Here is a 13,948-nt window from a genome sequence, read left to right on the forward strand (position 1 = left end):
TAATATTGAAAAATAAAATTGGTAGATAATAAAAAACTTGATCTAAAATAAATCTATCCTAATAAATAAATCTTTAAATAGTGTACTATTTTTCTATAAAATAGGTATAAAGTGTAACAAAATATTGACTTTCAAACCTAACAAAATAAACGCATAAAATAAGTAAATCTATCAGATTTACAAAAACATTATAAGCAATACTAAATCTCCAACAAACTACCTAAATTTAAATAAAAAGAGAGTCATGAAAAATGAGTTGATCCCCCAAAATACTGAAAACAATTTTCTTTCTTAATTTTCATAAAAGTTATTCCATATTTTTCGTCAATATTGTAGAGCGCATCCTTATTTATATTTTGAGTAATTATATTTACTCTGTATTAGTAAAAAATAATTTTCTTTAAAAGAAATTTTTGGCAATATTCACATAACTGTCTGCAATTTGTGCAAAATGAATAATAATAAAGAATTGATCAAATGCTTGAAGGAAAAGTGATAGAGAAACTTACTAAAAAATTACATTTTTGAAATACCAACTTAAATAAGCGCATTGAAAAAATAACGCCATGAAAACTGATATTGAATGATAAATTTATCAACCGATCATCTTAAGAGTAAAATACTCATTTATAAGAATAATTCATTGTTTTGCATGTTGCGTGAAAAATTGGACTATTATAAAATTCTCTAAAATGTTAGCGCTGTTTATCTTGAATTAATCAAAACCACTGGCTTGCCTATCACAAACGAGAGTGATATGTGGGTAAAAATACGCAAAGAAAGACATAAAAACATCACTTATGAAGCGTTTTAAAAAGCAAGTGCTGGTGCACACCATTGAGAATTGGTAAAGTGTGTGGTGGTGTCCCTTTTTTACTTCAAAAGTATACAGATGCTGGCGCACAATGTTGCGACAGACCTTGGCGCTTGAGACGATTCATAAGAGCCCTTTTAGTCCTTTCTTATACAAATCTTATCCATACGGCTCTCCCCGCTTTTGACGTGCAAGAGAATAGTTTTGCTTGACTCAACATGAGAAAGATTTGAAATGAGAGAATCTTATGATATTCGAAACTCTCATTCAAATTGAATAACACGAGATTATTATTACAAATCAAGCTGCTGTCCAATTTAATTGCCATTATACCATTCATAAGCAACGTCACCAAATAGCTTAAGATGCCCTGAAAAATGTTTTTTTAAAACAAGTCTATCAGTATGCAGCACAATGGCATCCTGTTTATCATGGCGTCAACAATGTTTCTTCTTTATCATCTTATAAGCTCACTAAGCTTTCTGCAATGATGCAACTTCATCTCACATTAATTCTTCTTATTACATTCATTTTTTCTCATGAACACTAAAATCTGTTAATGCACTGTCCAAAGTAAAATGAGTCAACAAATATTTCTATTCTTTTGTAATATAGATACGTACACTTAACTTAAGAATTTAAGAATGCTGCTTGAAACCAAAATCTGTTCTATCGTAGCATTCATAACAACAAAAATACTTTGATTATTTTTGCTTCATAGAAGAAAAAAGTATATGCTGCTTTATCGAAACTTTCACTTTAATAGACAATTTTAATAGACAATAGAAAAATCAGTTTTCATTACATGATGTGAAGTATTTAATCTTCCTGAAGATTTACTTGTCAAAAACAAGAATACATATCAAAAAATCTTACAAGAGATATCTATCTTGAGAAGAGTCACCTCATATTACATCAACAATTGAATTGGCTTTTTTCAATAAAAGCTTCACTATTTTTAACAAAGCTCTCATTTTTATAACATCCCTCTGTAATGTAAAAATATGATATTTGCATTTCTTTTATATATAGACTAAAAAATAACTCTAAAGCCTTTGATCACTTTGTCTCTATTGACTTCTCTTTTGGGCATTAATTTATGGTATCTAACCCACCTTTTCTCGCTCTTTTACCTTTAGGTGCACATGAATATCACGGAGAGCACCTTCCCTTTGAAACCGACTGGATTATAGCTGAAGCATTTGCAAAAGCTCTCACTTTACAAACAAAAGAGCAATTCCCTATCGCACTTTTACCAGTTGAAAAGATTGGCTATTCCATAGAACATATGGATATTACAGGCACGCAAACCCTTACCTTTTCTGATGCGATTAAGCGATGGATAAAGATTGGTGAAAACTGCTATCATAAAGGGATCAACCGTCTTCTTCTTCTCAATGCCCACGGAGGCAATTCACCTTTAATGAGCATTGTTATCACCGAATTACGAAGGCGTCTTTCCATGCTCGCTGTAGCAACAAGCTGGAGCCGTTTTGGTTTACCACAAGGTCTCATGAAGCCTTCTCAACAGCATCTTGATATCCATGGAGGTTTTATCGAAACCTCTCTCATGCTTTATTTAGCACCGGAAAAAGTTCATATGGAGAAGGCAAAAAATTTTCATAATAAGCAAGCAGATATGATTGCCAATTATCGATATTTACGCGCTTATGGTCCTCATGCCTTTGGTTGGACAATGCATGATCTAAACACGCAAGGTGCAGCAGGAGACGCAAGCAAAGCAACGCCACAAGCAGGTGAAGCAATCTTTTTTCATGTTTTGTCTCAGCTTCGTGATTTACTTGACGATATCCATCGATTTAACATAAACACATGGCAATAAAGAACAATAAAAGGTCCCTCCATGGAAAAAATACAGCCCAACAAACTTCCTGTTACGGTTCTCACAGGCTATCTTGGCGCAGGAAAAACCACACTTCTCAACCGCATTCTTAGTGAAAATCATGGCAAACGTTATGCCGTCATTGTCAATGAATTTGGTGAAATTGGTATTGATAATGACCTGATCATTGAATCAGACGAAGAAATTTATGAAATGAATAATGGTTGTGTTTGCTGTACCGTACGTGGTGATCTCATTCGCATTTTGGAAAGTCTCATGCAACGTTCTCATCGATTTGATGCGATTATTATCGAAACAACAGGGCTTGCTGATCCCGTCCCTGTAGCACAAACCTTTTTCATGGATGATACGGTCCATGAAAAAACAGCTCTCGACAGTGTCATAGCGGTCGTTGATGCAAAGCATTTGCCCTCTCAACTAAAAACAAATCGTGAAGCTGAAGATCAAATTGCTTTCGCAGATATTGTTCTTTTAAATAAGATTGATCTTGTCACTCAACAAGAACGCAGCCATGCTGAATCTCTCATTCTAGCTATTAATCCTCGCGCTATACTCTATACAACACAGCGCGCCGATATTCCTCTTGAGACACTCCTTAATCGTGGTTTTTTTGATCTCCAACGAACTCTCGATCACGAGCCTCATTTTCTCGGTCACCAACATAAAGACCAACACGCCGACCATGTGTGTGGTCCCGATTGCCATCATGACCATCATAACGTATCCACCATTCATGATATTACCATCACTTCTGTAAGTTTAAAAACAGGCGCTTTGCAACCAGAAAAGTTTTTTTCTTGGATTCAACAAGTTACGCAGCAACAGGGGCCTAATATCTTGCGTCTTAAAGGCATTATCGCCTTTCAAGGAGACGATGATCGTTACGTTATTCAAGGGATACATATGCTTCTTGAGGGACAACATCAACGCCCATGGCGTGAAGATGAAAAACGAGAAAGCCGTCTTGTTTTTATTGGACGCTCTCTTGATGCTGAAAAATTAAAAACTGGTTTTGAAAATTGCGCATAAGTGAGTGATAATGCCAAACATTACTCATTATGATCTCCAAAGTTATTGCCTTTCCTGCGGTTTTATAGGCAATAAACCAGCCTTTGTTTCTGTAGAAGGTTTCATTGTTTTTTTAACCCCAACCTCACAAGTCGTTGAAGTTCACCAAGGAATAATTTCAAGCCATTTTTCCCATGACAATACCGCAATCATCACAGGGGGAGAAGATGGAAAAGTCTGTCAAACAACCGCAGCGGATCACACAGAAGTGTTAAGCCAAAAAGAACGTAAATGGATAAACAACGTTGCTTTTGGACCACAAAAAGCTTTTGCCTTTTCCTCCTCTCGTCTCGCATTTGCACAGGTTGGCAAAGAACAGCAAGAGCTCCCGCATGAACGCAGTGTAGAAGGCCTTGCTTTTGCCCCAAAAGGTTTACGACTTGCCGTTGCCCATTACAATGGAGTTACTCTTCATTGGTTATCAACGCAAATATCTCCTACCACATTGGTATGGAAAGGAGCTCATTGTGGTGTCACCTTTTCACCAGACAACCGCTATGTCATTTCCACGATGCAAGAAAACGCCTTGCACGGCTGGCGTCTGACTGATAATCAGCACCTCCGCATGAGTGGCTACCCAAGCAAAGTCAAAAGCTGGTCTTGGAGCGCCAAAGGAAAATGGCTAGCAACCTCAGGTGCCTCTGCTGCAATTATTTGGCCCTTTCATACAAAAGATGGCCCCATGGGAAAAACACCTCTAGAACTAGGCACACGGGCAAATGCGCTTGTGAGCACCGTTTCATGCCACCCAAGTAAAGAAATTGTAGCAATAGGCTTCAATGATGGAATGATTTTAGCAGCACATTTTCATGATGGAAAAGAAGTCCTTCTAAAAAGTTATGGGAAAAGCGCTATCTCAGCACTCAACTGGGATCAAGCAGGGCACAACCTCGCCTTTGGAAGCGAAAATGGTGAATGTGGTATAATCAATATCACTGTTTAGCCAAGCACCAAAAAGCACAACCATCACCGATAAAAAATGCCCACACAATCCTCCAGAAATCTTATCTCCTTGCATCTCTAGAGCTCTCAGAAATTCCAGCCCCCCAAAATCTCCTACAATCTTCCTGACCACCTCCCCACACCTCAAAAGACGAAGATTCCTACCAATCATCGCACTGTTAACAGTCCAGCCTCTCGTAGCGGATTCTTCCTGCTGATCATTCATGCGGTTCACTTCATAGGCGCAACAGACAAGCCCTGCCCTGAATACAGATTACTATATCTAAAAACACTTAATATATAAAACTTTTCATGCCTTATATCACTGCTCTAAACAACGGTGTTTTATGGCATAATAGGATAATAATTAAATCTTTCCTCTTCCTGTCTCCCCCCTTCAGAGGATAAAATATCTTAAACATGTTTTTTTACCTTTCAACATTGCTACCCTCATACAAAAATAAAAACATCATCCCCGATCGCCCTCCCTATAAACACCTATGTAGGCTGCATACTTCCATAACAGCATTTTTCTTAAAAATTCGGCAAAAAATAACTTACACCATCACTGAAAAAACGATTTATTCTTACAATCAGAAGAAGAGAATTCAACACTATTTTCCTAAATAGAAATTTTTTTGATTTTCCCTCCCCTAAAGAGCAAAATTTCCTACTAGCTGCCTATTACACTCCAGTTTCTTGCCTATCCGATGCAGTATATTGATTTATAAAGAATATTAATTGTTTTGCATATTGAATGAGAGTTCTCAATAACGTAAGATTTTCTCATTTCAAACCTGTTCCATGTTGAATCAATCAAAATCATTCATTTGCATGTTAAAAATGGGGAGAACCGTGTGGGTAAAAATTGTATAAGAAAGAAGTTAAAATGCCTATAATGAATCATCACAAGTCCAAGGGCTATCACAACACCCAAAAACTGGCAAACTGTGTGATGGTGCTCCAGCTTTCTTCTTTACAAGCGTAACGATGGGGATGTTCAACGGAGTTACCGTTATATCATTCATGACCGCCACCGTGAAATGGGCTTGAAAACCTTGAGACATATCTCTTAAAAACAAGCCCGTGAATGTGCAACCCCAATATATTTGGTTTGGCGCATTGATTGACAGGAAAGGTATGCCCCCTCCTTAAAGAACGTGAAAAACAAAAGCGTAAAGCAATGCGTAATCTCTACTCCTTAAAAGCCATGACTTGAGACACTTTTGAAAGCCGTACAGCTGAACTAAAAGGAGATGAGAAAGATGGGAACTGATTTTCACCTTTACCCTTCATATTCTTCCCAAATTAAGCAGCCTCCCCATTTCAGAGATTACACAAACAAAGAAACGCAATACACTTACTCCCATTTTTCATACGAAAGTTGGAGCTGCTTACAAAGCTTTCATTCATCTCAATCTTTATCTTAAACATGCTGCTACGCTGGGGTTGAATGTTGATTTACAAGCAACAAAAAATACCCACTCTCTTGAGATTCCACACCTCTAACAATTAATTTCATGGAGCTCTTATCCCCACCCTAAATAACAATATTTTATAGCACAATAAAACCATAGCAAAATTTGAAAAATACTTCATAATGAAAAAAAATCATAAAAAGCTTTGTGAAAATATCTTTCAAACATCACACATTGTTCCCCTCAAACGTCAACGCTTACTTTTTCAATCTTTCTGATTATACACTCTCTCTGTTATCTGAGGAAGCTCTTTTAAATCCCCCCATCACACTTAAGACATTCCTTGAAGCCTTGAGGAACTAAGGAAATCTTTCTCTACACCCTAAGAATGTTGAACAAAGTAAAAAAAGCACATTTGATAAATGGTCTGTTGCTGCCTATAGAAGTCTGCAGTATGATATGGTTTTTTATAACGTTTACAATAGGTTATCTATGAAGTGTTATCATATGGCTTTTTGAAGGGAGATGTCTTGACCACTTCCTGCACAGGGCAAGGTTGTTGCGTTAAAGGGTAAGCAGTTTAGTGGTTCTTTAACGAGTGGTAGAACATTTGCAATAGGCTATAAAGGTGTCGTTTTTGATCCGCAGGTTCAGGTTGTTTATCAGCATCTTCAGTTTAATCAGGTATGTGATGCTGATAATCTTGATGTTGATTGAGGAAAATGACATCAATGATTTAGAATGCGCATCCATCATTCTATATATTGGATAAAAAACTCAATATTATCAATTTTTTCATTTCAAACCTCTTTATATTTAATCAATAAACCCCTTGCCCGTAACAAACGAAGCTGGCATGTAAAAGAAGAACTATTGAAAAAAATAGAAATACTTCTTATGAACACTTTGGAACGCTAAAGTTTGCGCAAATATTGAATGCTGAAAAAAGAATGATGATATCCGCGCATGACCGCAATGAAAATAATATCCTGTATTTTATAAAAACTGCTCTTGGCGCCTATCATGTACAAAAAAGAAAAAACAACCGTAAAACACGATAAAGTATACTTTATTATTATAATTTTATCTCAAACTCCCTCTTCTTTTCTAAAAAGACAAAGATCTATCCTAAATTTCCAAGGAAACAGCCTAAAAAGAAAACAAATAATATGCGTATTGTCTGATATAAACGTGAATACAATTTATATTTTTCTATAAAATGATATTCTTAGCTAAAATAAAATCCCCCAAAACATAACACTCCCAAGACTTAAACTTGTGATATATAAAAATTAATCAAGAAACAGACAAAAAAACAAAAAACACCTAAAAACCAATCATCATCCACTTTATATAAACAAAAACAACTATTAATACAGCCTCTTTTGAAAGATTACACCGACCAGCATTCAGCATTCAAACTTCTCACATTCTCAGTGAAATCTGTCTCATATCATAACATAAAAAATTTTAGAAAAATTCCTCATCGCATAGAAGAAAGCATATCATGAGCATCTTCAATCATAAATCAAAGAAAGCATTTATTATAACCTATTATATCAAAAAAATAACCATATTGGTAAAGCAACACAAATTTTAACACATTAAAAGGCAAAAAATCTTCTGCCTTTCATCTAAAAATACATATTGCACCTCTTCAAAAAAGGTGGCGCAATCCAGCAGAGAAACTGGCTCCAGAAAAACCAACTTTCTTAAATCTATGCTGATAAGTGACATCTCCATGAAGAGAAAGTTTCGATGAGAGACGGGCATTAAACCCAACTCCTGCTTCCAAAGAAGAACCAAAGGAACCTAACTGAAAATCTTTTTTAAAAGAAACAAATTGCTTATCGTCAAAACTATGCAAATAAGAAAGCTTACTATAAAATGAAACGACACGTCCCTCTTCAGCAACATTAAACGTCTTGCTTAAACGCCCACCAACACGCCCCACCCATTGATGAAATTTGCCTAAATCAACATCAAGATTATCAACATCACACGCCTGATTAAATTGAAGATGCTGATAAACAACCTGAACCTGCGGATCAAAAACAACACCTTTATGGCCTATTGCAAACGTTCTACCACTCGTTAAAGAACCACTAAACTGCTTACCCTTTAACGCAACAACCTTGCCCCGTGCAAGGGTCAAAACATCTCCCTTAAAAAGGCCATATGATAACACCCCATCCATATAAAAACCGGTATCATGCTGCAAACTTCCATAGGCAGCAACAGACCATTTATCAAATGTGCTTTTTTTACTTTGTTCAACATCCTGCGGGGCTAGAGAAAGGTTTCCATAGTTTCCCAAAGCCCCAAAGAATGTACGAGTATATAAACTCTCAATCTCGTTCAATAAAACACCTGCTTCAAGTGCATTATAATCGAGCTCTGCGCCATAGCCATATTCAAAAGCAGATAAATTGGAAGCATAATGATGGCTCCCCCCATAAGCATGCAGAAAAAAGGCGGTCTTTTCATTCTCTTTCCAAGAAGAATGAAAAGCATTCCGCATTGTCTCCAACGTCTTATTTTGCGTGGTCGTATCCATCAAACCAACATAGAACAAAGCATTTGGTAAAAGGAGATAAGTTGGCAATTGAGGAACAACAGCTCTAATACCTAGCTCAGGCGGAACATCAAGCGGTATAGAGAGATTAGACGAAGGATCTAAAGCCTCAGAGGACTCAGAAGGCTTTGGTTCAACAGGGGCAGAAGGAGGAGAAACAGAATCCGTAGATGAAGGTGAGACCGGAACAGAGGGCTCAGAGGGCAGAGCCTCATCCGTAGAAGTCTCAACTGGAACAAACGGCTCTGGCATAGGCACAGCAGAAGGATTTTCTGGAACTGTTGGTACAGAGGGAAGCTCAGGCGGAACTGATGCAGAAGGGGGCAGTGTCGAATCCGTAGGGATAGATGTTTCAGACGGTTCAAACCCTTCAGGCAAAGAGGGTGTAGACGGTATAAGTGGAGGCTCAACAGAAGTGGGGTGTTCAGGTGAAATAGTCTCTGTTGGTCGTTCAGAAGGGACCGTCTCTGCTTCAGATTGAGGAGGCAAAACTGTAGACGTTGGCTTAGAAGCAGTTTCAGAAGAATCTAATTCAGAACCAATGTAAACACTTTCGAGACGAAAATCCCAAAAATCCCCTTCCCCAACAACCAATCTATTCTTTGGATCTGCTTTTCCCAAAGAAGAATTTGGGCCATAGCCACGAAGTTTATATTGATAAGGAAATCCATTCACCGTAGTATAACTATTGGCTAACTTAAAAGAACTTTCCTCGGCCGTCCCAGCAACTTGAACAAGTGAAACACTTTGCCCCTCTTTATTGCCAGCTTCTTTTTCTGAGATTTTAGAAAGTTTTTCCATCCCAATGAGTGTGGTTCCAAAAACATTCCCGTAGATCAAAATGCGATCCGTTTGTTGAGGATCAAATGAACCATCGTTATTCATAAATGTGCTCATCTTAATCTGGGTATTACCCTTTGCACTATATCCGTAGTCGTCTTGGTTTGACATGACTGCATCTCTATCACTTTTTTTTCTAATTTGCAGCGTTTGATAACCAGTGGATTGATAGTGATCAAAAAAAATTGTACTATCCTCAAGAGAAATACCTGAAAGCGATGAAACCATAGCATCTGTTTCCTGAGAATCTTGATATTTGCTTTTGGTAAGATACCATTGAGAACCATTCTTTAAATTCAAATAAATATCAGAGGTATCCTCAGTACGAGCATTTCCTGTAAGTGTAGAGGAATTTGCTTCAACAAGAAGATAAGAATTATTTTCAGCTTTTAACAACAAATCACCGGAGATTCTTGTCTTTTCTAATCTAACCTTAGCTTGAGCTCCATAAACATGTTTTCCGACACTATAAATGGCAATACCATCCGGAACCGTAAAATTTGTCCCTGACAAATGAACAAATACTTCTCTCGGAGCAACTTTCTTCGCTCCCGAAAGCGCTCTATAACCCTTGTACATATTGCCCCCTACATCTGGATTTAACCCATAAAAATACAGACCATAGGCTCCCTTACCCTGAACAGAAATATCGGATTTTGTAATCTTAATATTCGTCTTCTTAAACTCATCAGCTGAATTAAGTCCTCGCCACAACAACGTGCCTTTATTATCCTCATCATCTGAAAAATTTTTAACCAAAAAGCCATGCATATCACTAAGTTCAATAGAGCTATTATGCAATTGAACAAAACCATCGTGAGATATATCAAAAGCTTCTGGTAATTTATTGACACTTTTCTCACCAATGATAACAGTTTCTTGTTTTCCTTTGCCCTTAATGACAGAACTATCGAAACTATACTCTCCCCCATAAAGTGATGAAAATGCACCTTTCCCATTAAAAGTAACACTACTACCTGACAGCCTAATCTTTGAACCAAAACTACTAATCAGACCTATCTCCATACCATTCAATTCTTTTGGTGTAGTTTCAATATTGACACGCACTAAAGCAATATCGGTTCCTTTCCCCAATGCATAAATAGCGTGAGAAACTTCCGTAATAGTCCCATCTTCCATGCGAATAACCGCATTTTCAGCATGAAGAGCAGGTACATTCTTAAAATTTGAATTTGTTAAATTAAGACGAGCACCCTCTTTTGCAGATGCACCATATCCGAATATTTCATCTGAGTTATCACCCGTAACTGTTATCTGAGATGCATCAACAACTGTACCTGCTTTTTCTACATATAGAGCTGAAATAGGAGTAGAATTAAGAATATATTCTCGAGAATATTTTAAATGATAAGTTTTATTTTTAATCGTGTGTTTTTTACCATCATTGCATTTATAAAATTGAGCGTCTGGATCACAGGAGGTTGCAAAATTATTAGGATTAGCATTAACACTCACGATTGGCAAAAAAGAAATAATAGCCGTCGTAATAAATAAAAATCTATATCCGCTTAATACATTAACCATAACTTTATTCCCAATTTTCCTTTCTCCCCCTTTAGTTAAAAATAAAAAATATTCCCCATAAAGCTAAATTAAACACACAAACAGTGAGAAGTATAAAACTTAATATTCATTTTATACTTCTCACAACACTATATAACTTATGTAAAAATTACTCTATATTTCATAGGCATCTAAAAACGATAGCGTAAACCACCTGAAAAAATCGTTCCTGAAAAACCAGCTTTGCTAAGACGATGCTGATAAGTTACATCTCCATGCAATGCAAAGTTTGAAGACAACTGAGCCTTCAGCCCCACTCCAGTTTCTAAAGAAGAACCAAAAGCTCCTAATTGGAATTCATCTCCAAACTGCACACGTTGTTTTCCGCCAAAACTATTGGTAAGATGAAGTTTCCCATTGAAAGAAACAACATGCCCTTCTTCAGAAGCAGCAAGCGTCTTGCTTAAATTCCCGCCAACACGCATCACCCACTGATCAAGTTTTCCCATTTCGATATCAAATCCATCGATATCAGAGGCCTTATCAAATCGTATATTTTGATAAATGACCTGAACTTGCGTATCAAAAATAAGCCCCTTATATCCTGTCATAAATGACTTACCGGCAGCCAATGAAGCACTCAAAGGTGTCCCCTTCAATGCTGTTGTTTTGCCTCTTGCTTGTGTCAGAACATCCCCTTTAAATGACCCGTAGGAAAAAAGTCCATCGATATAAAAGCCTGCATCATGCCGCATATTGCCATATGCTGTAACAGACCATTTATCAAATGTACTTTTTTTGCTTTCTTCAACATCTTGAGGCTGTAGAGAAATTTTCCCATAGTTCCCCATTATTCCAAAGCTCAAAGTGTGATATGTATCCTCAATCGCATTGAGCAATATACTTGCCTCTATAGCGTTATAATTCAAATTTCCGCCATAACCATATTCAAACGCAGACAGATCAGAAACATAACGATAACTTCCACCATAGCCTTGCGCAAAAAATGCAGGATTTTTACCATTTTCTCCCAAAGCCCCAGCAGTGGTACGCAATGTCTCCAAAAGTTTGTTGTGATTATTCATATCCATCAAACCAACCTGAAACAAAGCATTAGGCATCGATAGATAGGTTGGAACTTGTGGAACAACAGCTTTAACGCCCTCTTCAAGATAATGAGCAGAAGCATCATGACCGGCAACAACATTATTATGATGCGGATGAGTGTTTAAAGAACGAGACACGCGAGAACGCGGAACAGTTTTCGTCACTTGAAGATGACGCTTTTGAGAAGAACGCTGAACATGTTCAGCCTCAAGCCGATAATCCCAAAAATCGCCATTATGCTTTACCGCTGTTCCTTTAACTAATTTATTTTCCTCTTTTGCGCGTCCATGAGAAGAATTTGGACCATACGCACGCAGACTATATCGATAAGGAGCTCCTCTTAAAGCAACATAACCAGCTGCCAGTTTAAAAGAATCTTCCGCTGCTTTTCCATAAACCTGAATAATTGAAGTATCATGGTGATCTCCTTTCTTAACTTTTAGCGTCTTTCCTTTCCCTAGAGTCACCGAAGGATTTACAATATACACCTTGGTTTTTCCGTAAACATCACCATAGATCACAAGTGTATCAGCTTTTACATTTTTGCTTGTACCATTGGTAGCAAGATGTGCATTAACATATAAGCGTGCATCCCCTCCCGCAATATAAGCATAGTTACTGGATTTATCCTCTACGCTTCCTACATGAAGCCTCTGATAATAACCGTTTCGGGGTTTATTAAATAAAATAGAACTATTAATAAGCCTTACAAATGAAACAGACGAATCTGCAAAATACGGACCTTTCCCATTCTTCTTAAGCGCACTTTTACTTGCTTTTACAGTCCATTTTGATTGATTGAACAACTCAACACTACCATAAGAACCTTTCTCAACCTGTGCTCCCCCTGCAAGAAAAGACGCATAGGCATCAAGCGCAACAAATGAATTATTCTTAACATCTAATAACCGATCGGCAAAGATACGAGAACCTTCTGATGCTGTAATGTAAGGATATCTCCTCGCATCATCACTATAAATGGCTGTACCATCGGGAACATGAAGAGCTGTTTTTTTAAATCGAACTTCACCTAAACTCGTAAGAAGCTCTCCCTCTTGATATTCATTTTGCGAAGGGCTTCCCCTAAAATGCAAACCATGAGCTCCATCTCCCTTAACAATGATCTTTGAGTTTTCCATAGAAACCAAAGACATAGCATTATCCTGCAACTCAAGTGATCTTTCCTTAAAAATCGGATCAGCACTCTCAATCGCTATACCATGAACATCTGTAACATGAACTTCACCATCATCAACGAAGAGAAAACCGCCCTGCTTCACGCCAAATACTGATTGAGATATCTTACTACTTTTTTCCTTTTCACCATTTCCCTTAACAGACACCTTCTTAAAAGAACTTTTCTCATCTTTTGATACAACCACGGCTGATGTAATCTTCTCAGATTTATTAAATTCCAAAGCCCCACTAATTCCTGAAACGCCTTTTTCCACTTTACCTTTTTTCAGCTCAATATTATTGGGTTGTGATATAGCAACAACATTAAAACTTGTATCCAATCCTTTCACATATTCTTGGTCGCTTCTTTCAACAATCTTAGCGGCATCAACAGCATCACACGAATACGATTTAAAAAGGGAATTACATGAGGGTTTATAATCTTCTGCACTCACATCTATATTGTGCGCAAAGAAAAAAATAGAGGCCGTAAAAGAACATACACACACATGGCGCTTTAATACTTTAATCATAATTTATTTTAAACTTTCTTTATTTTATCTTCATCAAAAACTGAAAAAATACATCTGGATCATTTACAGGTTATTATTACTATGTGT

The 13,948-nt window shown here is 37.1% G+C and carries 6 protein-coding genes and 1 pseudogene; 4 read left to right on the forward strand and 3 right to left on the reverse strand.

What is annotated here, in order from left to right:
• Nucleotides 1-1,913 precede the first annotated feature (1,913 nt).
• From ACFINC_RS04830 to ACFINC_RS04840, 3 genes are read left to right on the forward strand one after another with little or no spacing between them, the layout of a single operon-like run.
• On the forward strand, nt 1,914-2,657 hold the full coding sequence (locus tag ACFINC_RS04830) for a creatininase family protein (protein WP_375616335.1): 744 nt from the start codon (nt 1,914-1,916) through the stop codon (nt 2,655-2,657).
• Nucleotides 2,658-2,678: 21 nt separating this feature from the next.
• Entirely contained in the window at nt 2,679-3,707 is a 1,029-nt protein-coding gene (locus ACFINC_RS04835) for a CobW family GTP-binding protein (RefSeq protein ID WP_375616336.1), read from the forward strand.
• Nucleotides 3,708-3,717: 10 nt separating this feature from the next.
• Nucleotides 3,718-4,689: a WD40 repeat domain-containing protein gene (locus ACFINC_RS04840; RefSeq protein WP_375616337.1), complete on the forward strand. Its 972-nt coding sequence runs from the start codon at nt 3,718-3,720 to the stop codon at nt 4,687-4,689.
• An 892-nt stretch (nt 4,690-5,581) separates the two neighbouring features.
• On the opposite strand, the gene ACFINC_RS04845 is transcribed toward ACFINC_RS04840, so the two are convergent.
• Nucleotides 5,582-5,755 carry a hypothetical protein gene (locus tag ACFINC_RS04845; protein ID WP_375616338.1) on the reverse strand — a complete coding sequence of 58 codons (174 nt, stop codon included), beginning with the start codon at nt 5,753-5,755 and terminating at the stop codon, nt 5,582-5,584.
• A gap of 714 nt (nt 5,756-6,469) precedes the next feature.
• On the opposite strand from ACFINC_RS04845, the pseudogene ACFINC_RS04850 reads away from it, so the two are divergent.
• Nucleotides 6,470-6,820, forward strand: a pseudogene (locus ACFINC_RS04850) (autotransporter outer membrane beta-barrel domain-containing protein); the annotation flags it as partial.
• A gap of 943 nt (nt 6,821-7,763) precedes the next feature.
• Here ACFINC_RS04850 and ACFINC_RS04855 read toward each other — a convergent pair.
• Both ACFINC_RS04855 and ACFINC_RS04860 read right to left on the reverse strand, forming a co-directional pair.
• Nucleotides 7,764-11,066 (reverse strand): autotransporter outer membrane beta-barrel domain-containing protein, encoded by a 3,303-nt coding sequence (locus tag ACFINC_RS04855; RefSeq protein WP_375616339.1) that lies wholly within the window; start codon nt 11,064-11,066, stop codon nt 7,764-7,766.
• Between the two features lie 170 nt (nt 11,067-11,236).
• Nucleotides 11,237-13,861 carry an autotransporter outer membrane beta-barrel domain-containing protein gene (locus ACFINC_RS04860; RefSeq protein ID WP_375616340.1) on the reverse strand — a complete coding sequence of 875 codons (2,625 nt, stop codon included), beginning with the start codon at nt 13,859-13,861 and terminating at the stop codon, nt 11,237-11,239.
• Between the last annotated feature and the right edge of the window lie 87 nt (nt 13,862-13,948).

The organism is Bartonella sp. AP58NXGY (assembly GCF_042195785.1).
Taxonomy (GTDB): domain Bacteria; phylum Pseudomonadota; class Alphaproteobacteria; order Rhizobiales; family Rhizobiaceae; genus Bartonella.